The organism is Bradyrhizobium dasycarpum (genome assembly GCF_042019905.1).
In the GTDB taxonomy this organism is placed as follows: domain Bacteria; phylum Pseudomonadota; class Alphaproteobacteria; order Rhizobiales; family Xanthobacteraceae; genus Bradyrhizobium; species Bradyrhizobium japonicum_B.
The window spans coordinates 1,384,985-1,407,468 of the sequence record NZ_CP169574.1 but is presented as its reverse complement, the minus strand read 5'-3'; the positions used below and the strand labels follow the sequence as shown (position 1 = coordinate 1,407,468).

General features: G+C 65.4%; 20 protein-coding genes, 1 tRNA gene and 2 pseudogenes. 9 read left to right on the top strand and 14 right to left on the bottom strand.

The window, feature by feature from the left end; genetic code table 11:
- Positions 1–463 precede the first annotated feature (463 nt).
- A complete protein-coding gene (locus ACETMP_RS07140) occupies positions 464–727 on the bottom strand; it encodes a hypothetical protein (RefSeq protein ID WP_375162069.1) in 264 nt (87 codons plus the stop codon).
- On the opposite strand from ACETMP_RS07140, the pseudogene ACETMP_RS07135 reads away from it, so the two are divergent.
- Together ACETMP_RS07135 and ACETMP_RS07130 are read left to right on the top strand one after the other, a co-directional pair.
- Positions 624–3,729: pseudogene (locus tag ACETMP_RS07135) on the top strand (DEAD/DEAH box helicase). The gene ACETMP_RS07140 and the pseudogene ACETMP_RS07135 overlap by 104 nt on opposite strands.
- A gap of 294 nt (positions 3,730–4,023) precedes the next feature.
- A complete protein-coding gene (locus ACETMP_RS07130) occupies positions 4,024–4,704 on the top strand; it encodes a hypothetical protein (protein ID WP_375160410.1) in 681 nt (226 codons plus the stop codon).
- 64 nt (positions 4,705–4,768) lie between these two features.
- On the opposite strand, the gene ACETMP_RS07125 is transcribed toward ACETMP_RS07130, so the two are convergent.
- The 5 genes from ACETMP_RS07125 to ACETMP_RS07105 form a co-directional block, all read right to left on the bottom strand.
- The gene (locus tag ACETMP_RS07125; RefSeq protein WP_028136306.1) at positions 4,769–5,011 is read right to left on the bottom strand and encodes a hypothetical protein; all 243 of its coding nucleotides are present in this window, start codon (positions 5,009–5,011) and stop codon (positions 4,769–4,771) included.
- A gap of 224 nt (positions 5,012–5,235) precedes the next feature.
- The gene (locus ACETMP_RS07120; RefSeq protein WP_194408051.1) at positions 5,236–5,406 is read right to left on the bottom strand and encodes a hypothetical protein; all 171 of its coding nucleotides are present in this window, start codon (positions 5,404–5,406) and stop codon (positions 5,236–5,238) included.
- A gap of 157 nt (positions 5,407–5,563) precedes the next feature.
- A complete protein-coding gene (locus tag ACETMP_RS07115) occupies positions 5,564–5,926 on the bottom strand; it encodes a hypothetical protein (protein ID WP_375160409.1) in 363 nt (120 codons plus the stop codon).
- A 55-nt stretch (positions 5,927–5,981) separates the two neighbouring features.
- Positions 5,982–6,359, bottom strand: coding sequence for a response regulator (locus ACETMP_RS07110; protein WP_196236022.1), 378 nt, complete (start codon positions 6,357–6,359; stop codon positions 5,982–5,984).
- Positions 6,360–6,913: 554 nt separating this feature from the next.
- Entirely contained in the window at positions 6,914–7,144 is a 231-nt protein-coding gene (locus ACETMP_RS07105) for a type II toxin-antitoxin system HicB family antitoxin (RefSeq protein ID WP_028136309.1), read from the bottom strand.
- A 679-nt stretch (positions 7,145–7,823) separates the two neighbouring features.
- Between ACETMP_RS07105 and ACETMP_RS07100 the strand changes: the two are divergent.
- A pseudogene (locus ACETMP_RS07100) lies at positions 7,824–8,015 on the top strand (DUF4268 domain-containing protein); the annotation flags it as partial.
- Positions 8,016–8,039: 24 nt separating this feature from the next.
- On the opposite strand, the gene ACETMP_RS07095 reads toward ACETMP_RS07100, so the two are convergent.
- The 3 genes from ACETMP_RS07095 to ACETMP_RS07085 all read right to left on the bottom strand — a co-directional run bounded on the left by ACETMP_RS07095 (position 8,040) and on the right by ACETMP_RS07085 (position 12,048).
- A tRNA-Lys gene (locus ACETMP_RS07095) sits at positions 8,040–8,115 on the bottom strand.
- A gap of 434 nt (positions 8,116–8,549) precedes the next feature.
- Positions 8,550–11,210, bottom strand: coding sequence for a glycosyltransferase (locus ACETMP_RS07090; protein WP_375160408.1), 2,661 nt, complete (start codon positions 11,208–11,210; stop codon positions 8,550–8,552).
- Between the two features lie 250 nt (positions 11,211–11,460).
- Complete coding sequence (locus ACETMP_RS07085; RefSeq protein ID WP_375160407.1) at positions 11,461–12,048, bottom strand: beta-1-3, beta-1-6-glucan biosynthesis protein; 588 nt, start codon at positions 12,046–12,048, stop codon at positions 11,461–11,463.
- A gap of 339 nt (positions 12,049–12,387) precedes the next feature.
- Here ACETMP_RS07085 and ACETMP_RS07080 point away from each other — a divergent pair, with 339 nt between their 5' ends.
- Entirely contained in the window at positions 12,388–13,947 is a 1,560-nt protein-coding gene (locus ACETMP_RS07080; RefSeq protein ID WP_375160406.1) for a beta-(1-6) glucans synthase, read from the top strand.
- Here the strand turns inward: ACETMP_RS07080 and ACETMP_RS07075 are convergent.
- Positions 13,907–14,287 carry a hypothetical protein gene (locus ACETMP_RS07075; RefSeq protein WP_375160405.1) on the bottom strand — a complete coding sequence of 127 codons (381 nt, stop codon included), beginning with the start codon at positions 14,285–14,287 and terminating at the stop codon, positions 13,907–13,909. The two genes, ACETMP_RS07080 and ACETMP_RS07075, sit on opposite strands and share 41 nt — an antisense overlap.
- 146 nt (positions 14,288–14,433) lie before the next feature.
- Here ACETMP_RS07075 and ACETMP_RS07070 point away from each other — a divergent pair, with 146 nt between their 5' ends.
- On the top strand, positions 14,434–14,580 hold the full coding sequence (locus ACETMP_RS07070) for a hypothetical protein (protein ID WP_164934922.1): 147 nt from the start codon (positions 14,434–14,436) through the stop codon (positions 14,578–14,580).
- Positions 14,581–14,602: 22 nt separating this feature from the next.
- Here ACETMP_RS07070 and ACETMP_RS07065 read toward each other — a convergent pair whose 3' ends face one another.
- The 3 genes from ACETMP_RS07065 to ACETMP_RS07055 form a co-directional block, all read right to left on the bottom strand.
- The gene (locus ACETMP_RS07065) at positions 14,603–14,758 is read right to left on the bottom strand and encodes a hypothetical protein (RefSeq protein WP_375160404.1); all 156 of its coding nucleotides are present in this window, start codon (positions 14,756–14,758) and stop codon (positions 14,603–14,605) included.
- Positions 14,759–14,847: 89 nt separating this feature from the next.
- Positions 14,848–15,288, bottom strand: coding sequence for an MgtC/SapB family protein (locus ACETMP_RS07060; protein ID WP_375160403.1), 441 nt, complete (start codon positions 15,286–15,288; stop codon positions 14,848–14,850).
- 137 nt (positions 15,289–15,425) lie between these two features.
- Complete coding sequence (locus ACETMP_RS07055) at positions 15,426–16,832, bottom strand: hypothetical protein (RefSeq protein WP_375160402.1); 1,407 nt, start codon at positions 16,830–16,832, stop codon at positions 15,426–15,428.
- Between the two features lie 168 nt (positions 16,833–17,000).
- On the opposite strand from ACETMP_RS07055, the gene glmU reads away from it, so the two are divergent.
- On the top strand, positions 17,001–18,356 hold the full coding sequence (gene glmU / locus ACETMP_RS07050) for a bifunctional UDP-N-acetylglucosamine diphosphorylase/glucosamine-1-phosphate N-acetyltransferase GlmU (RefSeq protein WP_375160401.1): 1,356 nt from the start codon (positions 17,001–17,003) through the stop codon (positions 18,354–18,356).
- A gap of 22 nt (positions 18,357–18,378) precedes the next feature.
- On the opposite strand, the gene ACETMP_RS07045 is transcribed toward glmU, so the two are convergent.
- Positions 18,379–18,597, bottom strand: coding sequence for a hypothetical protein (locus ACETMP_RS07045; RefSeq protein ID WP_375160400.1), 219 nt, complete (start codon positions 18,595–18,597; stop codon positions 18,379–18,381).
- Positions 18,598–18,819: 222 nt separating this feature from the next.
- Between ACETMP_RS07045 and glmS the strand changes: the two genes are divergently transcribed.
- The 3 genes from glmS to ACETMP_RS07030 all read left to right on the top strand — a co-directional run bounded on the left by glmS (position 18,820) and on the right by ACETMP_RS07030 (position 22,464).
- Positions 18,820–20,646, top strand: a complete 1,827-nt coding sequence (gene glmS / locus ACETMP_RS07040; protein ID WP_375160399.1) for a glutamine--fructose-6-phosphate transaminase (isomerizing) — start codon at positions 18,820–18,822, stop codon at positions 20,644–20,646.
- An 84-nt stretch (positions 20,647–20,730) separates the two neighbouring features.
- Entirely contained in the window at positions 20,731–21,501 is a 771-nt protein-coding gene (locus tag ACETMP_RS07035) for a DUF502 domain-containing protein (protein WP_028136336.1), read from the top strand.
- 105 nt (positions 21,502–21,606) lie between these two features.
- Positions 21,607–22,464 carry a DUF1932 domain-containing protein gene (locus ACETMP_RS07030; RefSeq protein WP_375160398.1) on the top strand — a complete coding sequence of 286 codons (858 nt, stop codon included), beginning with the start codon at positions 21,607–21,609 and terminating at the stop codon, positions 22,462–22,464.
- Positions 22,465–22,484 lie beyond the last annotated feature (20 nt).

Below are 22,484 nucleotides of genomic sequence, written 5' to 3'. Positions count from 1 at the left end.
AGCCCCAGCCCCCAAAAAGCCCGGGCCGCGAGAAAACCTTCTTCACAAAGGTTGGCGACCTCAGAGCCTCGCGCTGAGGTCGTTTGTTTTGCCGCAGGATATGTGAACCAGTTCACAAGCGCGTGCTGAAATCGCTGCTATGAAGCGGTCATTGCTTGACCAATTCATTTGAACGAAACGCCCCAGCGTGGCTCCAAGCGCTGGGGTTTTTCGTTTCTCTCCGTGCGCGGAAAGGTTACAATCGCGCCCGGCGTCGCATCGCCAGATGCAGATGCCGCGCCGCGCCAGTTCCGCTCCACCGGTCGACCAGCCAGCCCTTGTGTCGGGATCGTTGCGGCGTACCGAACGTTGCCACCAGGCGTGCGTTCGCGGGGCAAATCTCATATGCATGGCGCGAAGTCGCCGAATCGCAAATGAGGGCGGCTGGCGTTCAGTTGACGACGGTTTACGACCAGAAACGGATTCAAGTGAGGCTTACCAAGAAGGCGCGGGTGGCCAAGAGGTCGCCGAAGAAGACGTTGCCGAGCAGGACGTCGACAAGCAAGGCGTTGCCGAACAGGACGTCGCCAAGGGCGAGCAAGGCGGTGCAGCGCGCCACGATCTCGTCGGCGTCGCCGCTCGGGGTGCTGGCTCTCCACCTGCTTGCCCAATGGAAGCAGTCCGGGCCCGGCGGCATCGTTTTTCTCGCCGAGAACGAGAACAGGGCGGAGCGGCTGGGCAGCGTCATTCACGCGCTCGACCCGGCTTGCGAGGTCCTGGTGTTTCCGCGCTTGAACACCTTGCCGTTCGATCAGCTCGAGCCGTCGCACGAGCTCGCGGGGCGCAGGGCCTCCGTGCTGAGGCGCCTTGCGAAATCCAAGAACCCGCTCTTTCTCGTCTCGACGGCGGAAGCGGTGATGGAGCGCCTGCCGCCGCCGGCGAGCCTGGCGCGCCTCAGCCTGAGCTTGAAGGTGGGCGGCCCGTTCTCCGAGCGAGAGCCTCGAGACGCGTCTCGAAGCTCTCGGATACGATCTCGACGACGAGCCGGATTATCCGGGCGGGGCGCTGTTCCACGGCCAGACCTTCGAGATCTTTCCCGCCGGCGCGCTGGGCCCGTTCCGGATCGAGCATTCGGATCGGGCGATCAAGCGGATCGTGGCGTTCGATCCGAACGAGCACAGGATCATCTTCGAGACCAGGGAGCTGCTCGTCGATCCCATGTCGGAGCGGCTTGGCCTTGCCGGCAAAGGAAGCAAGCGCGCGAGCCTGTTCGATTATTGCGGGCGCGCCAAATGGATCGCCGACGCAGGCGTCCCGGCGCACGCCGACGGCTGGTTCGATACGATCGAGGAGGCCGCGCCGCGCGCCGAGCGCGAGCGCGAATATCTCGGACGGCGCGACTGGAAGCAGCTCTCCAGGGGCATGAAGGTTCTGCCGCGCGCGGCGTCCTTCCAGACCATCCCGGAGTTTTCGAAGCTGACATCCGCCAGGAAGGCGCTGCGTGCTTTCGTCGAGGAGACGCGGCGGGCGGGCTCACGCCTGATCCTCGCCGCGGCGCAGGAGGACGACCTGCGCGTGATGGAGCGCATGAGCGGCCTCAAGGCGTCGCGCTGCGAGGATTGGGACGAGGCGGCGAGCGCGCGGAGCGGCGAGGCGGCGCTGCTGGCCGATCTCGATGCGGGCTTTGTGGTGCCGGGCCGGAAGCCTCTCGTCGTCGTGACGGCCTCCGACGTGCTCGGCAGCCGGGCGCATCATCCGCAGCCGATGGCGCGGGCCTGGAGCACGGCCTTCGACCATGCCGATGTGCCCGAGCAGGGCACGGTGGTGATCCATCTCCAGCGCGGCCTCGGCGTGCTCGACGGCCTGCAGACCGTCAACACCGGCGGCGGCGGCTTGCGGGAGATGATCCGCCTGAAGTTCGCCGGCGACAATGCGGTGCTGGTGCCGCCGTCCGATCTCGCCTTGATGTGGCCCTACGCGGCCGAGCTCGGCAAGCTCTCGCTCGACAAGGCGGACGGCAGCACATGGTGGGCGCGGCGCACCGAAGCGGAGCGCGAGATCCAGGCGGCCGGCAGGGCGCTCGCCAAGCACATCAGCCAGCGCCGCCGGCGGCGCGGCGAGAAGCTGGTGCCGCCGGGATCGGCCTACGAGAAGTTCGTCGCGCGTTTCCCCTACTTCACGACGATCGACCAGGCCAAGGCGATCCACGACGTGCTGGATGATCTCGCCTCCGGTCATCCCATGGACCGGGTGGTCTGCGGCGACGTCGGCTTCGGCAAGACCGAGGTGGCGCTGCGGGCGGCGGCGGCCGTGGTGCTCTCGGGCAAGCAGGTGGCGGTCGCGGTGCCGACGACGGTGCTGGCGCGCCAGCACGTCGCGACCTTCCAGAAGCGTTTTGCCCCGTTCGGCATCGAGGTCGGCAACCTGTCGCGGGCGACCTCCGGCGCCGAGCTGCGCGAGACCAGGGAGGGCCTGCGCAGCGGCCGGATCAAGGTCGTGATCGGCACGCAGGCGCTCACCGGCAAGGACGTCAGGTTCGACGATCTCGGCCTCGTCATCATCGACGAGGAGCAGCATTTCGGCGCGGCCGAGAAGGCCAAGCTCGCCGGCCTCGCCAAGAACGTCCATGTGCTGATGATGAGCGCGACGCCGATCCCGCGCACGCTCGCCGCCGGCCTTGCCGGCTTCCGCGACCTCAGCGTGATCGCCTCGCCCCCGGTGCACCGGCTGCCGGTCGCGACCCGGATCGCGCCGCTGTCGGATGCCGCGATCGCCTCGGCGCTCTTGCGCGAGCAGCGCCGCCACGGCCAGAGTTTTCTGATCTGCCCGCGCATCCAGGATCTCGATCCGATGCTGGCGCGGGTGCAAGCCGTGGCGCCGGACCTGCGCATCGTCTGTCTGCACGGCCGATTGGCGGCGGACGAGATCGACGACCGCATGATGAGCTTCGTCGAGGGCAGGGCCGACGTGCTGCTCGCGACCAACATCGTCGAAAGCGGGCTCGACATCCCCCGCGCCAACACCATCGTGGTCTGCTGGCCGGAGAAGTTCGGCCTCGCCCAGCTGCATCAGCTGCGCGGACGCGTCGGCCGCAGCGGCATCCGCGCCTTCGCCCATCTGTTGACCGAGACGCAATCCGGACAATCCGAGAAGCGCCTGGCCGTGCTTGAGGAGTTCAGCCGGCCCGGCGCTGGCTTTGCCATCAGCGAGCGCGACCTCGATCTGCGAGGCGCGGGCGATCTGTTCTCCGAGCAGCAATCCGGCCACGTCAAGGTGTTCGGGCCGGTGCTCTACAGTCATCTCCTCAAGATGGCTTCGGAGAAGCTCGACGAGGGGCAGGCGGTGTGGGTGCCGGACCTGAACCTGCCGCTCGGCGAAATGCTGCCCGAGAGCTATGTGCAGTCCGAGCCGGTGCGGCTCGAGCTCTATGCGCGCGCCGCGCGTTGCACGGATGAGGACGATCTCGAGGACCTCGAGGAGGAGACCGCCCGCCGCTTTGGTCCGTTGCCGGAGGTCGCGCGCGACTTCTTCGCCGCGGCGAGGCTCAGGATCGAATGCAAGCGCAGAGGCATCATCCGCCTCGACGTCGGCCCGGAAGCTGCGGCCGCGACGTTCCTGCCGGGGCGCCTGCGGAAGTCGCGGGGCAAGTCGCTGCAGCGCGACGGCGACCGCGTGGTCTATCACGCCAAGATGCAGGGCGCGCCGTTCGAGCGGGTGGAGGAGCTGCTCGAGCTGCTGGACGAGGGCTGAGGCGGCCTGCAAAAAATGCGAAAACAACCCCATGCACAGTAGCTAAGTGCTGCTGGCGCAAGGCATTTTGAATCCGGCGGAAAGGGTGCGTTTGCCGCGTCGGGCAAAACAGGGATGTTCGCCGGTCACCGTACTTGAACGGAGACGTTGGGCCCTTCAGCCGCCTCGCCGCTAACGTGGAATTAATCCGAAATGCTCACAATTTTAGGCAGTTGTGTAAGGGTGCTGCGTAACAAGGACGCGTCGTGAGGGCGTTTCCAGGGGCGGCTTCCTGTTGCTCGCTCATTGGGGTCCATGCACGTGACCACGACATTCGAAACGGCAGGCTTCGCCGAAGAGCTCGACGCCGTCGCCCTGGCCGACGCCGCGTCAGCGCATGAACCCGAAACGCCCGTAGCTTCGGAACCGGTCAAGCGGTCGAGCCGCAAATCGATCCTGGCCTTTTCGCTATGCGCGCTGGCCATCAACGGCGCGGCGGCCATCTACACGGCGCCGGCTGATTTCTCGTCGCTGAACCTCGGCAGCCTGGCTGAGCTGCTGCCGCGCCAGGACGCGTCCGCGCCAAAGCCGGATCCGGTCGTCGCTGCGCTGAAGGAGATTCAGGCAGCCCAGCAGCAACACACCGCGTTGCTGCAGCAGAACAACCAGGCAGCGGATCAGAACTCGGTTCTGCTGCAGCAGGATTCGATGCTGCTGCTGTCGCTGCGGCAGAGCATCACCGACGAGCGGGTCGACGTGAAGAAGATCTCGTCGCAGCTGTCGACGCTGATTGCGAAGATCGACTCGCTGCAGAGCACGGCGATGTCGGACGTCACCTCGTCCGTCCGAAGAGCGCATGCGCGCTATGGATTGTCGGCCGCGATGCGCAAGCGGACGGTTCGGGAGCCCAAGCCTGTAGTGCCGCTGGGACCCGTGGGGCCGGTGTCGGTTGGCGGCGCGCCGCTGAGCGTGCCGGCTGCAACCCCGGAAAGCTGAAGCCGCGTCGAGCCGATCGGCGACAACGACGTTCGCGCTGGTCCGGCGCGGCGGATCGGCGCCGTCACTTCAAGGCGTGATCGATCTTGTGCGCCAAATGACCGGTGTCGTGGTCGCGGCGCAGCTGGCTCAGCGACGTCTCGTTCAGCTGCGCCAGGACCTCGCTGAGCTGCGTCGCATCGGGATACCCGGCCGCAAAGCTCTTGCCGTAGATCTTGCGCAACGTGCCGACCAGCGTGTTGCCGTGCTTCTTGCTGATCCCGCCATCCTTGTCGCGATGGCGGCCGTCCAGGCCCGGTTCCTTCATGGCTCGCTCCCTGTGCGGCGTCTTGAGCGCCTGGCGAGAAGCCTGCGCCCAAACCGGTGGACTGGCAATGGCGGCACGTTCAGCGACGGTCGGACCGTCCCATGGGAAGAGCGCGCGCTTAGCTTGGCCGCTAAACCGTTAAGCCGCGAAGCAACCCAGCGTTGGCTGCACGATGCCGCGTCGAACGTCGGCCGAGGCGGATAGCGGCGGGAGATCGCTTGGGATCAGGCGGCCTGCTCTTCGAACGAGGTGTAGACCCGGCCGGCGGGATCGACGACCTGAACGTCCCAGCAGCCATCCTCGACCAGCTCCCGGGCCTTCTTGAGGGCGGCGGCGAGTGAAGGCCGCTTGAGGCTGACGATACCCGCCGTGTCGAAACCGTTGATTTCAAACATGCCGCTCCTCCGGTTTGGAGCGAATCCTACACGTTTCGGGCGGGTTGTCAGCGGGTTTTTGGGGTGGGTGGCGACCACCCCAGCTTAGAACCGTGCCGGCGAGATATTCGGCATTCCTGCAAGGGTTTGCGGAAGGCTCTTCGTTCGGGGGATCAGGTCAGGCGGCCCCGCGCAGAGGCAGTGCCAGCTGAAGACCGAACGGACGTGACGAATTGGCGCGGACGAAAGCCTCGAGTGCTGGCGACAAGTCGATCCGGTCGCGGGCCGCGCGGTCAGCCAGGGCGTCGGCGATGTCTTCGGTGGCGTCGCGCGACCAGCCGTCGATGGCGTTGAAGGTGACGATCCTGAGCGGGTAGGCGTATTGGCCGGAGAGCAGGTCCCGCAGCACCGTCTCGCGGTCGGTATCCTGCTCGTCCGTCTCTCGCCAGGCGCAGCCGGCACGCGCGCCGAAGTCCTCAAGGACGAGGTAGATCTCGCGGTCCAGGCGATCCAGCGGGACGATCGAGGGTGATTGACGCATACGCAACTCCTACTCCGAGGAAGGAAATTGCTGCGACAGATTATCGTTCCGCGGGTTACTTGCCCGCGAGCGAGGTCATCGCCTCCAAAAGACGTTCAAGCCTGAAGGGCTTCTGCAGCATGATGCTGCCTGACACCGGTCTTGGAGCGTCGTGCGTGTAGCCGGTGGCGTAGATGACCGGCATGCGCGGATTGGATTGTCTGCACTGGATGGCAACGTCCCAGCCCGTCAGCGAACCTGCCAGCTTGATGTCCGTGAATAAAAGATCGGGCGCGGCTTCGGCACAGAGCTGGAGCGCACGTTCGCCGCTATCAGCTTCCATGACCTCGTGCCCTTGCGTCTCCAGGATGTCGACCACCACATCCCGGATCAGGTCTTCGTCTTCGGCTACAAGAACCCGCAAAATCATCCTCCAGTCGCGCTCTTCGTCCACGACGTGAGGACCCATGCGCAGAAAACGCGGCCTCGGCGAGTGGGGCCGCCTCCGCCAGCTCGGCCGACGAGCCAGCGAGATTATCAAGCTGGAGCAGGGGCCTTTGTTCCTGCCCACCTGCTGCGCCGTCCGGCCTTGGTGCTGGTTTCCGAAGGCGGCGCCAGCGGCCCGGCGGCAGGCCCATGATCGCCTACGCCAGCGGAATGCTGTCGACGCGCAGACAGGGGCGGCACTGGAAAGCGTGAATCGCGGGCAGATGGAGGATGGCGGGAAGCGTGGCCAGAAACGTCATCGGCCGTCTGCACTTGGAGCAGATCAGAATAGGCGGGCTGTCCTTCGCTGCGCAAACCATCGCCAAAGTGCCTGGAGGAGTAGGGCACGATAGGCGGATGCTGCGGGGAGTTCATCTCGGGACGACTACTGGGGTCTATCGGAATCTGGCGAACTCTCTTGCGAGGTAGGAGCGGCTGAGGAATGCACTGACGATCAACTGCGGATCACAATGGTGCCGGTCGCAAGCAATGATGGGTTTCGAAGCTCGACGATCGTGCGTGCTAGCTGGCCGCCGCGCGGCGGAGGTGCGAGGGAATGGGGACGGGACGATGGTCCTCCTCGGCAGCCTCGATCCAGCAGGCAATCGCATCCTGCACATTCTGCACGGCTTCGAATTCGGTCGCACCATCGGACATGCAGCCGGGAAGGTCGGGCACGGTCGCAACGAAGCCGCCGCCGTCTTCTTCCGACAGCGGCTCGATGATGATCTTGTAATGCGGACGCTCGCCCATAACGATCTCAATCTCGCAGGAAGGCTACCAGCTTCTTGATATATATTGGCTTAATCGGCCGTTTGAAAGGCACTGTCAGGATTTCGATCTTTCCGGGTCTGGAAATCTTGTAGTGGGAGCCTCCACCGCGCGGTGGGACGCACTTGGCACCGTGAAGACCGCAAATGGTCTCAACATCCTGGATGCGCCATCCAGATGGATTGCGCTCCATGTCCTCCAAGGTCGTACGGCTCATCACGGCACACCTCAAATCCCGAAAGAAGCGAGGCGGGCGTGGTTGCCCCTCCACGGATGCGGATCATTGCCGATGCCTGCAGGGATGACAAGGGCGAGGCGTTGGGGGCGAAAGGGGCGGGATCGAGCGCACTGTCACACCGTAGTCACTGACGTGCGGATGCTCGGCCATGTGGTCAAGTCTCGCAGGAACGCTCGTAGCGCGAGCGAAGAGGGTTCTTCTCAAAGGCTCCGCCCATCCTACATGCTGACGCTATTGCGGCCGTTTGCACAAGTGCGTAGGACGTTCGGAGCCAATTCTCGGAGCAGTGAGGTGCGCGAGGGACATGATGGAGCCATCACTAGGGCGGCTTGAACGTGTTGAGCTTCGGGAGATTTGGGTCAGCGAAGCCACAAACTTTACGCCTTGGCTTGCCCGACCTGAAAACCTGTCGCCCTCGACTGGGAGGAACTCCCCTCCCGCCGCGATTGCAGGATCGCGTCTTACCTTAACGATGTGGACCCCGAGGATCGTGCCGACTGGTCAAGACAGTTTGAATGGTTGGCAAAGCGGCTGAATGACATGCATCGAGTGTTTGCACCACGCGTTGCCGCGCTCGATGTGCCGCCGTCTTCTGACGCCTCTGTGGCTGGTTAGATTGGGCGAAGGCGTTCGAATTTTTGGTGAGCGCGCTGGGGCTCGAACCCAGGACCCCGTGATTAAAAGTCACGTGCTCTACCGGCTGAGCTACGCGCTCCCATGGCCGCTGATGGCTTTGACGTGGTCGCCATCGTGTTCGGACATTCGAGAAGCATGTCTTGCCGCTACGCGCGATTTGCGTCGCGGGGAAAAACCGGCTGTTTCCGGATCATGCTTTCGGCCCGCGCTGTGTAGGGGGAGTGGCTGCGCAGGTCAATAGTGCGGGTGGTTGCCGGAGAACGCGGCAGGGGCGGGGATTCGTCCGCTGATTCCGCTGCTTAGGCCCGGAATCTCAACCTGTTTGGCGGATCATCGTCCACCGAACTGCGGGAGTTCGCGGGATGAGCGCGGGCCTTCCATGGTTCGAGACGCCCGCTTGGGCGGGCTCCTCACTATGAGGGTCTGATATTTCGCTCCGAGACGCGATCTCACTAGAGGGCCCGCCAGAGGCGGGTGTCTCGAAGGATGCGCCGCGGGCGAGCTCTCCGCCCGTCAGTTCGTCTCGCGCCGCACCTCGGTCGGCACGGCCTGCGGCGCGCCCACCGGCGGCAGCGCGACCGGGCGCAGCCCGATCAGCTCGGCGGTGCGGATCGCGCTGTCGCGCCAGAACTGGAACGAGTTGATGCGGCTGAGCTCGAGGATGGCGATAGCCACCGCCGCCAGGAACGGCAGGCTCTGCAACACCAGGACGCCGGCAAAGATGTAGATCTCGGTGATCTGGCGGAAGCTGTTGCTGGCGACCAGCACGCCGGCGCCGATCAGCAGCAGGGCGCCGATCACGGCTTCCCAGAACGCCTGGAACTCGATCGACATGCGGCTGAGACCGCCCTTGGAGGTGCGGGCGAAGGCGATGTGCTCGGTGATCAGGCCCTGCGCCACCGCGCGCGACACCGTCCATTGCACGCTCATCGCCGCGATCATGGCACCCAGCATCTGGCCGGGCTTGATGGCGACGCGGGCGCGGTACATCGACAGGAAGTGCACCAGCGAGACGATGAAGGCGCCGATGATCGGCAGCGTCAGGATCTTGTCGGGGATGGCGATGTCGGCGAAGGCGACGATCGGCACCCAGACGAGGTTGAGCAGCGCCACCACGACGCCGAGGCTTTCGGCGCCCAGCCAGTTCAGCCAGCCGAGGCCGTATTCGCGCTTCTGGTCCGCGGTCAGCCGGCTCGCGCCGGGCAGGAAGCGGCGCCAGTGCTTCTTGACGATCTGCAGGCCGCCATAGGCCCAGCGGTGCCGCTGCTTCTTGAAGGCCTCGTAGGTGTCCGGCAGGAGGCCCGCGCCATAGCGGGTGTTGGTGTAGTGCGTGGTCCAGCCGAGCTCCTGGATCGCAAGGCCGAGATCGCTATCCTCGCAGATCGTGTCGCTCGACCAGCCGCCGGCCATGTCCATCGCGGCGCGGCGGATCAGGCACATCGTGCCGTGCACGATGATGGCGTTGAACTCGTTGCGCTGGACCATGCCGATGTCGAAGAAGCCGGCATATTCGCCGTTCATGATGTAGTGCATGATCGACAGATCGCCGTCGCGGTGCTCCTGCGGCGCCTGCACCAGGCCGACGCGCGGATCGGCGAAGGCGGGCACGAGGTCCTTCAGCCAATCGGGCTCGACGACATAGTCGGCATCGAGGATGCCGATGATCTCGGCATCCGCCGCGGTGCGATCCATCGCGATGCGCAGCGCGCCGGCCTTGAAGCCCTGCACCTTCTCGGCGTTGATGAACTTGAAGCGTTCACCGAGCGCGCGGCAATGGTCCTGGATCGGCTGCCAGAACGCAGGGTCCGGCGTGTTGTTGATGATGACCACGCATTCGTAGTTCGGATAGTTCAGCCGCGACAGCGCATCCAGCGTCTGCTTGAGCATGTCGACCGGCTCGAAATAAGCGGGGATGTGGATCGAGACCTTCGGGCAATAACCTTCGGGCACGTTCTCGATCGGCTTGTCCTTGGCGATCAGCCGCTGCGGCGGCCGGCCGAAGGCGACCGCGGCGATCTCGTCGATACGCGCCATGGCAATGAGGACGAGAGGAACCAGCAGGATCATGCCGAGCGTCAGCGCGAAGGCCGAGCCGAACAGGAAGTAGTGGCCGTTCCAGTAGGCGAACACGGTCGCGGCCCAGGCGCCGACGCCGTTGGCGGTCGCCGACAGCAGGAAGGCCTGCCTGGCGGTCGCCTTTTCGATCCGCAGAATCGGCAGCGACAGCAGCACGCCGACCAAGAGCGCGATGCCCATCAGCTTCCAGTAGTCGGGGTTCTCGACCGGGCCGGTCCAGGCGAATTTCGGCTCGCCGCTGGCGTTGAGGACGCCCCAATACGGACCGACGCCGCCTTCGAAGAATTTCCAGGGCCGATCGATGGCTTCGACGATGTTGTAGTCCATGCCGAGCGCTTCGGCGCGGGTGACGAAGTTGCGCAAGGTCAGCGCCTGCTGGAACGGACCTGGGTCTGCGTTGCGCAAATTGTAGCCTGCGCTCGGCCAGCCGAACTCGGCGATCACGATGCGCTTGCCCGGGAACTGATTGCGCAGGAGGTTGTAGCGGTCCACGGCCTGGTCGACGGCCTGATCCGAACGGAAGTTTTCCCAATAGGGCAGCACGTGCGCGGCGATGAAGTCGACGCTGGAGGCGAGGTCCGGAAAATCGCGCCAGATGTTCCAGATCTCGCCCGTCGTCACGGGAACGCGGACCGCGCTCTTGACCTTCTTGATCTTGCTGATGAGGTCCTCGACCTTCATCTCGCCGCGGTAGATCACCTCGTTGCCGACCACGACGCCGATCACGTTGCTGTTCTTGCGGGCGAGCTCGATGGCGGCCTTGATCTCCCGCTCGTTGCGATCCTCGTCCTTGTCGATCCACGCGCCGACCGTGACCTTGAGGCCGAACTCGGCCGCGATCGGCGGCACCAGCTCGCTGCCTTCCGTCGCGGTGTAGGACCGGATCGCTCGCGTGAGGGTCGAGAGCTTCTTCAAGTCCGCGCGAACCTTGTCGGGGTCGACATTGAGGTCGACGACATGGCCCGGCTCGAACGGCGTATAGGACAGGCTCGGCACCAGGCCTTTGAAATCCGGTGCAGGTTCCCTGTCGCGCAGGACTCCCCATAGCCCAGCGTGGAGCGCGGACACGAGCAACAGAACGGCGGCGACAACGCGCATCGCGGCTAAACCAAAAGGGGCTGAGGTGGCAGGGAAGCGGATCCGACCCCGAGATCCGACCAAGTCCGCGGCAAAGGAAACATATCTCCGCCGCGCAATTTCACAACTGTCATGGCCTCATGTCCTTATGAGGGCATGGCCTTTTCGAACGACGCGCGGCAGTGCCAACCGCGTCTATGGCCGATCGTTCCTGAACGCCAGCTGAAACGACCAAGGCGATTTGAGGTTGAGGTCTTGTTGAGGTCTTGGGCTATTTCTGGGGCGCCGGCGTCGGGCTTGCCGCTGGCGAAGGACTGGCGGCCGGCTGCGCCGCCGGCGAACTGGCCGAGGCCGGTGCGGCCGGCTGCGACGCTGCGGCCTGCTGCGGCTGGGCGGCCGGGTTGATCCAGCAGGCGTGCACACGGCTGTCCAGCGTCTCGGCAACCTTGGGGTCGATCTGGCCGCCGAACCGGGTCAGGCAGCGGAACGCGGCCTGGATGTGGCCGCCGGGGCAGCCGAAACGATCGTAGAGGTCGAGGTGGCGGAAGGCGGTATCGAGGTCGTCCCGCCACATCAGCCGCACCACGCGCCGGCCGAGCCAGACGCATTCGGGATTGCCGGCCGGGCCGTTGATGACCTGGGCGGCTTCGGCGAACTCGTCGGTGCGGCGCTGGTTCTGGGCGGCATCCTTGGCGGCGTCGGCAGGCTGGGCGGCGGCCTTGCCTTGATCCGGGGTCGGCGTGCCGCTCTGAGCGGAGGCGCCAGCGAGGCCGGCGAGAGCGAGAAGGCAGGAGACGGCCAAGGTGGCGGCGAACTGCCGCAGGACCGCATTTCGTGACTCGAACACCCGTTGCCGCATGAATTCCCCAATATATCCGCTGGCCGTCCGCGTCAGGATCCCGCGGACGCGTCGGTGATGGCGTCCAAATGGGTCTCCATTGCGGCGGAAAAGTCTTTCGAGTCCATGACCTGTATTTGAAATTTTGTCCAGCAAAGTCACGATGCTAGGGCCCGGTCGAACGGCCACAGCCCAATTCCACGGGGCAGGAGCCGATCCGCCGCACGTTCGGCACCCAGGCACCCCCTTGGCAGACGGCGTGCAAGCAGGTAATCGACGGACCCTTCGCGGAGGACGGAACCGATTTCTCTTCGTACGCCACTGGCGCTTCTGCTCGTTTCACTGGGTGCGATTGCTGCCGTGTGGTGGTGGTTGGCGACGCCGATCACACTCGCGCGCGCCCCGATCGATCCGGCCGACAAGGTCCAATGCGTCTCCTATGCGCCGTTCCGCGGCGAGCAGACGCCGCTGGAGCAATGGACCCATATCGAGGCCGAGCAGATCGAGCAGGATCTGCGCCAACTCAAAGAGATCACCGACTGCGTCCGCACCTATTCGATGGAGAACGGGCTCGACCAGGTGCCGGCGATCGCCGCCAGGGTCGGCGGGCTGAAAGTTCTGCAGGGCATCTGGCTCTCCAGCAACCGCACCAAGAACTACGAGCAGGCCGGGCTCGCCATCCGCCTCGCCAAGCAATTCCCCGACATCATCACCACGCTCATCGTCGGCAACGAGGTGCTGCTGCGCGGCGAGATGACGACGGCGGATCTGGTCTCCATCATCCGCCTGGTGAAGACGCAGGTCAGCGTGCCCGTCACCTACGCCGACGTCTGGGAGTACTGGCTGAAGAACCGCGAGGTCGCCGACGCCGTCGACTTCGTCACGATCCACATCCTGCCCTATTGGGAGGATTTTCCGGTCAAGGCAAAGTTCGCCTCCGCCCATGTCGAACAGATCCGCGAGCGCATGGTGGTGGCGTTCCCCGGCAAGGAGATCCTGATCGGCGAGACCGGCTGGCCGAGCGAGGGGCGGATGCGCGACGTCGCGCTGCCGTCACGGACCAATCAGGCGCGCGTGGTCTCGGAAATCCTCGGCCTTGCCAAGGCGAACAAGTTCCGCGTCAATCTGATCGAGTCCTACGACCAGCCCTGGAAGCGCAAGCTGGAAGGCACCGTCGGCGGCTATTGGGGCCTGTACGATTCGGCGCACCGGAGCCTGAAATATCCGCCCGGAGCACCGATCAGCAATTTCCCGTACTGGAAATGGTACATGGGCGCAGGGATGGGCCTTTCCGTGCTGGTGTTCGCGGTCGCCATCATCACGCTGCGCCGGCGGCCGTGGACGCCGCGCTTCTCGGCCTGGCTCGGCGTCGGCATCTCGGCGACGACGGCGGGGAGCCTGCTCGGGATCGGCGCCGACAAGATGTATTACGAGAGCTACGGCGTCGGCGGCTGGCTGCTCTGGGGCGCGCTGCTGCTTGCCGGCATCCTGTCGCCGATCTTCTGTTCGCAGGCGATGGTGATCGGCCGCAGCCTTCCGACCTTCCTCGACCTGCTCGGTCCGCGCGAGGGGCGCAAATGGTCGAAGCTCACCGCCGTTCTCGGCCTGACGCTGGCCGTGACCGCGGTGATCGCGGCCGCGACCGCGCTCGGCTTCGTGTTCGATCCGCGCTACAAGGATTTTCCCTACGCCGCGCTGACGATGGCGGTGGTGCCGTTTGCGCTGCTGATGCTGAACCGGCCGCAGATCGGCCAGCGTCCGATCGCGGAATCGGTGTTCGCCGGCGTGCTGGCGCTGTCGGCCATCTTCGTGCTCTTCAACGAAGGCCGCGACAATTGGCAGTCGCTGTGGACCTGCACGATGTATCTGCTGTTCGCGCTCACGCTGTGGCGGGCGCGGGCCGAGCAAATCCAAGGATGAACAGGCCGATCGCAAGGCCCGACAGCACGACATTGTAGAGCACGATGCCGAGGCCGGCCGCGATGATGCCGACCGTGAGCAGCACGATCGACGGCCGCATCAGGTTCAGCGTCGCAACCACCAGCGCGACGATGCCGAACACCGAATTCTTGAACAGCACGGTCGAGACCGAGCGCGCCTTGCACAGCAGCGTCTGAAGTCCGGCATCGCAGGCGAGAGCGACCTGCGACAGCTCGATCGCGAGGTAGCGCAGATAAAGCGCATAGCCGACAGACGCGAAGCCGACGACGATCAGAAACTGCACCTGGTAGGGCGAGAGGCGGAAGGGCTTTTTTGTCATAGCCGGCAATATGGTCGGGATGGCGCGGGCAGGCAACAGGGCAGGCGAGGTTTCTGTCGGTTCGCTCCCCTGCTGTTTCCGGGAACAGGCGAGGATCAGGCTGGTTTTGAATGTGTGACTAATCAGGTGGCCGTCGAGGAGCGAACATGGACAAGCCGACGCAGGAGCAGCTGAACGAGCTCAAGAGGCTGAGCAAGGAGGCGCGGGTGGAGGATTGGTCGGAAATCGTCCAGTCCAGGGACGAAGCGGAGATGCGCATTCGTGATCTCAAGGAAAAGGCGCGGATCGAGTAGGCCCTCGTAAGCGCGCCCGCGATTAGGTTCGATCTTGCGCGTTCCGGCTCTGCTCCGCGAGCCGCCGCTCGTATTTCTCAGCCAGTGCGAGCAGGCGCTTCCTGATGTGAGGATCCGCCCGGTCTGCCAGCTCGCGGACCAACGCGAGTTGCTCCCGCAGAAATTTCGCGTCCGCCATCTCCGCTCCGAATCAAGTTCGGTGCGGAGTGTGCCGAGCCAAGCCGGTGGCGGCCGTATCATCTGATACTTGTCGAGGCCCGGCGGGACCTATTTGAATCCCAGCCGGCGCTCGACCCAGCCCAGAACGAACAGCACCAGCAAGGTCACCGCGATAGCAGCTCCGACCAGCAGCCAGGCTCCCAATGCGCAGGCAATGCCGAGGCCGGCCGCAACCCAGACCGTTGCGGCCGTGGTCAGGCCGTGAACCGTCTTCGACTTGCGATCGTGCAGGATCACGCCTGCACCGATGAAGCCGACGCCGCTCAGCACGCCGGTCACGACGCCCTGAATGACCCTGGAGATCGCATCCGGGTGGTCGCGCATGTTCTGGAACTCGATCACGGAGATCGACACCAACGCGGAGCCGAGAGCCACGAGCGCGAGCGTCCTCATGCCCACCGGCTTGTCGTTCATGTCGCGGTCGATGCCGATCAAGAGGCCTGTTCCCGCCGCAACGAGAAGCCTCAGCACATCATCAAGTTCGTTCATCGAAGTCCGTGAATTTCAGAAGGTGAGGCGCCACTGGAGAGCGCCGTGAGTGAACGCAAACGGGCCGCAAAAGGACAGCTCAGGTCCTAGCGTCCGATCGACGCATGCAAGCTTCTTCCGTCGCGGAAGGGAGCTTCCTACCGCCTGAAGAACGACGACAGCGTCGATGTTGCCGATGCGGCCTCCGGCTTCGCTGGCGCCGGCTGCGCCGCAGGAGCGGGCGCGGGCTCCTCGCGCTTGCTGCGTTTCGAGCTGTTGCTGCGGCGGCGCTGCGGCTTCTCGGGCTTGGCGCTGGGCGCGGTTTCGGCTTGCGGAGCCGCGTCCTGGTTCTTCTCCGCGTTCTTGTCCTGAACTCTGTCTTGAGATTTCTCTTGTGCCTTGTCCTGCGGCTTCTCCTGAGGTTTCTCTTGCGCCTTGTCCGAGCCGCGCATCGACAGGCGCTGGCCGTCGAACACGGTGGTCTCGCAGTGACGATTGCTCTCGGCGAGGCTCGCGCAGAATTTCGCGGCGACGGCGGCGTTGACGAGCGGGCCGGCACCGAGGCGGAGTTGCATGCCGAGCCCCGTCGTGCCTTCCTTGATCATGATGATCGGCCGCAGCGCTGCGATTTCCGGATTGGACTTGGTCACGCCGCGCCAGAGCGCGCGCAGGCCGTCGACCGAATTGGCGCCGCCGAGATCGATCGCAAAACGCGTCTGCTGAACCGCGATCGCGGGGGATTCGCTCTCGGTGGCCTCCGATGGCTTGGCGGCTGCCGCGACGATCTCGGTTGGGGCAGGCGCCGGCTCGGCCTTCTTCTCGGCAGCCTTCTCGCTCGTCTCGGGCTGCATCAATTTCGATGCGGCCGGATCGGGCGGCGCCATGATCGACTTGGACGGGACCAGCGGAATGGTCGGCAACGCCGAATTCATGGAAGGCGATTGCTGCACGAGCGAGGCGGCCGCGGCGGTCTGCGGCGGCGGCTCCTTTGCCGCTTCCTTCGGGATGTCCTTGAGCGTGTCCTTGAGCGTGTCCTTGAGCGCGTCCTTGGGCGTGTCCTTGGCGGCCTCGGTGCGAGGCTTGTCAGGGGCGGACGCAGGCGTCGAGGCAACCGGCGCGACGCTGGGGGCTGCGGGCGCAGCCTCCTGCGTCTTGCCGGCCGGCGGCGGCGCCGTGGTCTGCCTGGCGATGGCGCCGGTGACGGAATCGAGCCCTTGCTCCAGCACGGTGACGCGCGAATACAGCCGGTCGCGATCCGTGTTCAGCGTCTCGATGGCGGCCGTGAGCCGGCGGGCCTCGTTCTGGCTCTCCCGGGTGAGCATCTGGAGCCGGTCCGCCTGGCGCGCGAGATCGGCGGAAGCAACCTGGTCGCGGCGCCAGCCGAGCTGGGCCTGGTTGGCCAGCACCGCGATCGTGACGGCGCCTACGGCCCCCACGCCCCACGAGCCCAGACGCCACATCAGGCGGCGATCGAACGCGCTTTCTTCGGCCAGGAGTCCGGAGAACAGTCCGCCGGTCTCCTTGGCGCCGAAGGCATCCGCCAGTGGGTCGGAATCCTTTGCCATGAACGTTGAGTGCCCAGCCCCGAAGCTTCCCCGAATCAATCAGGGAACATTAACAGGAAAAGCGGGCCGCACTTGAATTCCGGGCGTTTGCGGGGGTAGCAAGGCGGCAGCATTCGCGGGCGGCCCGCCTGCCGCGCCATTTGATTCGGCCGAACCGACAGGATTTCGATGACCGCCCGTTCCAGCCTCACGATCGTGCTCGCCGCCGGCGAAGGCACGCGCATGCGTTCGAGCCTGCCGAAAGTGCTGCATCCGGTCGCTCACGCGACGCTGCTGGCCCACGTGCTCGGCGCGGCGCCGAAGGGAACCGGCAGCGCGCTCGCGGTCGTGATCGGTCCGGACCATCAGGCGGTCGCGGACGAGGCGAGGCGCATCAGGCCCGACGCACTTATCTTCGTGCAGGCCGAGCGGCTCGGCACCGCACATGCGGTGCTGGCGGCGCGCGAGGCCATCGATCGCGGCGCCGATGATCTGCTGATTGCCTTCGGCGATACGCCGCTGATCTCGGCCGAGACCTTTGCGCGGCTGCGTGCGCCGCTCGCCGGGGGCGCCGCGATCGCCGCGCTCGGCTTCCGCGCCGCCGATCCCGCCGGCTACGGCCGCTTCATCGTCGAGGGCGAACGCCTGGTCGCGATCCGCGAGCAGGCCGACGCGAGCGCCGACGAGCGCAAGATCGATCTGTGCAATGCCGGCGTGATGGCGATCGACGGCCGCCGGGCGCCGCAGATCCTTGAGCAAATCGGCAATGCCAATTCCAAGGGCGAATATTATCTGACCGACGCGGTCGAGATCGTCCGCAAGCAGGGATGGGAGTCCGTGGTGATCGAGACCAGCGAGGACGAGGTGCGCGGCATCAATACCAAGGCGCAGCTCGCCGAGGCCGAAGCGGTGATGCAGGCGCGGCTGCGCAAGGCGGCGATGGAGGCCGGCGTCACGCTGATCGCGCCGGAGACGGTCTATCTCGCCGCCGACACCGTGTTCGGCAAGGACGTGACCATCGAGCCGTTCGTGGTGATCGGCCCCGGCGTCTCGATCGCCGACGGCACCGTGATCCATTCCTTTTCGCACATCGTGCAGACGACGCTCGGCAAGAACGTCTCGATCGGCCCCTATGCGCGGCTTCGGCCCGGCACCTCGCTCGGCGACGGCGCGCGGATCGGCAATTTCGTGGAGACCAAGGCGGCGACGCTGGAGGCCGGCGTCAAGGTCAACCATCTCTCCTATATCGGCGATGCCACGGTCGGCGCCAATTCCAACATCGGCGCCGGCACCATCACCTGCAACTACGACGGCTTCAAGAAGCACAGGACGGAGATCGGGCAGGGCGCCTTCGTCGGCACCAATTCATCGCTGGTCGCGCCGGTCAGAATCGGCAACGGCGCCTATATCGGCTCGGGCTCGGTGATCACGCGTGACGTGCCCGATGACGCCATGGCGCTGGAGCGCAACCAGCAGACCATCCGGGAAGGCGGCGCGGCGCGCTATCGCGAGCTGAAGACGGGCGGCAAGAAGTCGGAGAAGTGAAGTCGGAGACGTGAGCCTTCCGCTATTCTTCGTCGGCGAATTCGGAGAAGATCGCGCGGGTCAGGCGCCAGCCGCGCGGTTTGGCGCGCTTGACCGGTTCGCCTTCCGGATGCTTCATGAAGACGGGCTTGCTTTCCTTGCCGCGCTGGGGCGGCGGCCAATGTGCGAGATGCGTGCCCGTGGTCCCGCTGGCGCGCAAGTACATCGATGACAGACCTTTGCGGTCGGATGAGCCTTTCATGGCCTTATTCTCCTGAGATCGAATCGTTGGCCAAATGTGTTGACAACAAGTTAACGCGCGCGGTTTAAGGCCGGCCAATTCGACGCAGGCCAAGGCGAAGGTTGCGGTCCGTGCTGTCTCAATCCGCAATAATTATTGAGTATCTGGTTCCTTGCGAACTTCGCTAAAAACCGGACGCGTCGTTTAGGCGATTTTTCGACGATTTGGGGGATAGTGATCCGCATGTGCGGGATTGTCGGCATTCTCGGGCGCGAGCCGGTTGCAGAGCAGCTGGTGGATTCGCTCAAACGTCTTGAATATCGCGGTTACGATTCGGCGGGCGTCGCCACGCTCGAAGGCAATCACCTCGAGCGCCGCCGCGCCGAAGGCAAGCTGAAGAACCTGGAGAAGCGGCTCGCAGCCGAGCCGCTGAAGGGCACCACCGGCATCGGCCACACCCGCTGGGCCACCCACGGCAAGCCGACCGTCAACAACGCCCACCCGCACGCGACCGAGCGCGTCGCCGTGGTCCACAACGGCATCATCGAGAATTTCCGTGAGCTGCGCGAGGAGCTCGAGAAGAAGGGCGCGGTGTTCAGCACCGAGACCGACACCGAGATCGTGCTGCATCTGGTCGACGACCTGCTCGCGCGCGGCAACAAGCCGGTGGAAGCGGTGAAGCTGGCGCTGGGGCGGCTGCGCGGCGCCTTCGCCCTCGGCTTCATCTTCGCCGGCGACGACGACCTCATGATCGGCGCCCGCAATGGGCCGCCTCTTGCGATCGGCTATGGCGACGGCGAGATGTATCTCGGCTCCGACGCTATCGCGCTCGGCCCGTTCACCGACACGATCAGCTATCTCGAAGACGGCGACTGGGTCGTGCTGACGCGCAACAGCGCTGATATCTTCGACAAGGACGGCAACGCGGTCCAGCGCGACAAGATCAAGCACGCCGCCTCGACCTCGCTGGTCGACAAGGCCAATTACCGCCACTTCATGGCCAAGGAGATCCACGAGCAGCCGGAAGTGGTCGGCCACACGCTGGCGCGCTACGTCGACATGGCGAGCGAGCGTGTCGCGCTGCCGGTCGAGCTGCCGTTCGATTTCAAGAACGTCCAGCGCATCAACATCACGGCGTGCGGCACTGCGAGCTATGCCGGCTATGTCGCAAAATACTGGTTCGAGCGCTTTGCGAGGCTGCCGGTCGAGGTCGATGTCGCCTCCGAATTCCGCTACCGCGAGGCGCCGCTGCGCAAGGGCGATCTCGCCATCTTCATCTCGCAATCGGGCGAGACCGCCGACACGCTGGCGGCGCTGCGCTATGCCAAGGCCGAGGGCGTGCACACGATCGCCGTCGTCAACGTGCCGACCTCGACGATCGCGCGCGAGAGCGAGACCGTGCTGCAAACGCTGGCCGGGCCCGAGATCGGCGTCGCCTCGACCAAGGCCTTCACCTGTCAGCTCATGGTGCTGGCCAATCTTGCGATCGCGGCCGGCAAGGCGCGGGGCGAATTGTCGGGCGAGGACGAGACCAAGCTGGTCCACGGCCTGGTCGAGATCCCGCGGCTAATGGCGGCAGCGCTCACCACCGAGCCCCAGATCGAAAAGCTCGCGCAACGGATCGCCAAGTCGCGCGACGTGCTCTATCTCGGCCGCGGCACCAGCTTCCCGCTCGCGCTCGAAGGCGCGCTGAAGCTGAAGGAGATCTCCTACATCCACGCCGAGGGCTATGCCGCCGGCGAGCTCAAGCACGGGCCGATCGCGCTGATCGACGAGACCATGCCTGTCGTCGTCATCGCGCCTTACGACCGCGTATTCGAAAAGACCGTCTCCAACATGCAGGAGGTCGCCGCCCGCGGCGGCAACATCATTCTGATGACGGACGCCAAGGGCGCGGAGGAGGCGACCGTCGAGTCCCTCGTCACCATCGTCATGCCCGATATGGCGGCGGCGTTCACGCCGATGGTCTATGCCGTCCCGGTGCAGCTGCTCGCCTATCACACGGCTGTCGTCATGGGCACCGACGTCGACCAGCCGCGTAACCTCGCGAAGTCGGTGACCGTGGAATAGGCAGGCGGGATATCGGCCGGTCGTGGTCTTCCAAAATCTGCTAGAAGACCCTAGCTTGTGTGCTGCGACCGACCTGGAACCCGAATGACCCCCCGCGACGACGCGCCTGCGCCTCTTGATCCCCTCCCGGAACCGCATACCGGCCTGATGGGCCGCTTCCGCAATTATTTCCTCACCGGCCTCGTGGTCACAGGGCCGATCGCGATCACGCTGTACCTGGTCTGGTGGTTCGTCACCTGGGTCGACGGCGTGGTGCGGCCGTTCGTGCCGCTCGCCTACCGGCCGGAAACCTATCTGCCCTATGTCATTCCCGGCTGGGGGCTGGTTGTCGCATTCTTCACGCTGACGCTGGTCGGATTCCTCGCAGCCAATCTGATCGGCCGCACCCTGGTCGATGTCGGCGAAACCTTCCTCGGCCGGATTCCGGCCGTGCGCGCCATCTACCGGGGCCTGAAGCAGGTGTTCGAGACGCTGTTCTCGGGCAAGGGCTCGAGCTTCCGCAAAGTCGGCCTGGTCGAGTTTCCCTCGCCGGGCATGTGGTCGATCGTGCTGATCTCGCAATCGCCGAACGAGGACATTGCGCGCAGCCTGCCGGGGCAGGAGGAGCACGTCTCGGTGTTCCTGCCGTGCTCGCCGAACCCGACCACCGGCTTCTTCTTCTATGTTCCGAAGAGCAAGATCATCGAGGTCGACCTCACGGCCGAGGATGCCGCGACGCTGATCATGTCGGCCGGCGTGGTGCAACCCGGCTCGGCCCCCGATTCCAAGAAGGCGGCGGCACTTGCGGGCATGGCGCATGCCGCGCGCATCGCCAATGCGTCGGCGATCCAGCCCGAGCCTGCGAAGGTGGAGTAGAGCCATTCCGCTGCGGGATGGCGTCGGTTACGCGCGCATTGGCATCCTCTGCTAGTCTCCCGTCGAGCCGAGCGTCCTCGCTCGGCGTTCGATCCGGAGTGCATGATGTCCAAGACCATTGCGATCCTCGCGCCCGGCGCCATGGGCAGTGCCGTCGCCCGCCGTCTCAGCGAGCATGGCGCGCGCGTGTTGACGTCCCTGACCGGGCGGAGCGAGGCGACGCGCAGACGCGCAGCAGATGCCGGCATGATCGGTGCCGATGACGATGCGATCGCTGCCGCCGACATCATTCTTTCGATCGTGCCGCCGGGCGAAGCCGTCGCGCTGGCTGAGCGGCTGGCGGCGCTGATCGTCAGGCGCGAGCACAAGCCGATCGTGGTGGATTGCAACGCCGTCAATGTCGACACCGTGCGTGGGATCGAACAGATCATCGGCTCGGCGCAGGCGCCGTTCGTCGATGCCGGCATCATCGGCTTTCCGCCGCAGCCGGGCGGCAAAAGTCCTGCGTTCTACGTGTCCGGCGAGCACGCCGGGGATGTAGCTGTGCTGAAGGAGTTCGGGCTCGACGTGCGCATCGTGGAGGGCCCGGTCGGCGCCGCCTCGGCGCTGAAAATGTCCTATGCCGGCATCGTCAAGGGCCTCGCCGGCATCGGCTCGGCCATGGTGATCGCGGCAACCAAGGCTGGCGCCGCCGATGCGCTACGCGACGAACTGGCACTGAGCCAGCCCGCGATCCTGGCGCGGCTCGAAGTCGCGCTGCCGGACATGATTCCAAAGGCCTATCGCTGGGTCGCGGAAATGCGGGAGATCTCCGGTTTCCTCGGCCCCGATCATCCGGCCAGCCAGATCTACGAGGGCTTTGCGCGCTGGTTCGAGCATCTGGCGGATGATGCGAAGGGCGAGGCGGTGGATGCGGAGCCGATGAAGGCGTTTGCCGCGGCCGCCGCGCGGACGCAGACCTGACGTGCCCACGTTCGCTCCTG

Excerpts from the sequence above, each read along its gene's own strand:
- ACETMP_RS07140 (WP_375162069.1), bottom strand. The coding sequence starts at position 727 with ATGACGCTGCCCAGCCGCTCCGCCCTGTTCTCGTTCTCGGCGAGAAAA.
- ACETMP_RS07130 (WP_375160410.1), top strand. The coding sequence starts at position 4,024 with ATGCACGTGACCACGACATTCGAAACGGCAGGCTTCGCCGAAGAGCTC.
- ACETMP_RS07125 (WP_028136306.1), bottom strand. The coding sequence starts at position 5,011 with ATGAAGGAACCGGGCCTGGACGGCCGCCATCGCGACAAGGATGGCGGG.
- ACETMP_RS07120 (WP_194408051.1), bottom strand. The coding sequence starts at position 5,406 with ATGTTTGAAATCAACGGTTTCGACACGGCGGGTATCGTCAGCCTCAAG.
- ACETMP_RS07115 (WP_375160409.1), bottom strand. The coding sequence starts at position 5,926 with ATGCGTCAATCACCCTCGATCGTCCCGCTGGATCGCCTGGACCGCGAG.
- ACETMP_RS07105 (WP_028136309.1), bottom strand. The coding sequence starts at position 7,144 with ATGGGCGAGCGTCCGCATTACAAGATCATCATCGAGCCGCTGTCGGAA.
- ACETMP_RS07090 (WP_375160408.1), bottom strand. The coding sequence starts at position 11,210 with ATGCGCGTTGTCGCCGCCGTTCTGTTGCTCGTGTCCGCGCTCCACGCT.
- ACETMP_RS07085 (WP_375160407.1), bottom strand. The coding sequence starts at position 12,048 with ATGCGGCAACGGGTGTTCGAGTCACGAAATGCGGTCCTGCGGCAGTTC.
- ACETMP_RS07075 (WP_375160405.1), bottom strand. The coding sequence starts at position 14,287 with ATGACAAAAAAGCCCTTCCGCCTCTCGCCCTACCAGGTGCAGTTTCTG.
- ACETMP_RS07070 (WP_164934922.1), top strand. The coding sequence starts at position 14,434 with ATGGACAAGCCGACGCAGGAGCAGCTGAACGAGCTCAAGAGGCTGAGC.
- ACETMP_RS07065 (WP_375160404.1), bottom strand. The coding sequence starts at position 14,758 with ATGGCGGACGCGAAATTTCTGCGGGAGCAACTCGCGTTGGTCCGCGAG.
- ACETMP_RS07060 (WP_375160403.1), bottom strand. The coding sequence starts at position 15,288 with ATGAACGAACTTGATGATGTGCTGAGGCTTCTCGTTGCGGCGGGAACA.
- ACETMP_RS07055 (WP_375160402.1), bottom strand. The coding sequence starts at position 16,832 with ATGGCAAAGGATTCCGACCCACTGGCGGATGCCTTCGGCGCCAAGGAG.
- glmU (WP_375160401.1), top strand. The coding sequence starts at position 17,001 with ATGACCGCCCGTTCCAGCCTCACGATCGTGCTCGCCGCCGGCGAAGGC.
- ACETMP_RS07045 (WP_375160400.1), bottom strand. The coding sequence starts at position 18,597 with ATGAAAGGCTCATCCGACCGCAAAGGTCTGTCATCGATGTACTTGCGC.
- glmS (WP_375160399.1), top strand. The coding sequence starts at position 18,820 with ATGTGCGGGATTGTCGGCATTCTCGGGCGCGAGCCGGTTGCAGAGCAG.
- ACETMP_RS07035 (WP_028136336.1), top strand. The coding sequence starts at position 20,731 with ATGACCCCCCGCGACGACGCGCCTGCGCCTCTTGATCCCCTCCCGGAA.
- ACETMP_RS07030 (WP_375160398.1), top strand. The coding sequence starts at position 21,607 with ATGTCCAAGACCATTGCGATCCTCGCGCCCGGCGCCATGGGCAGTGCC.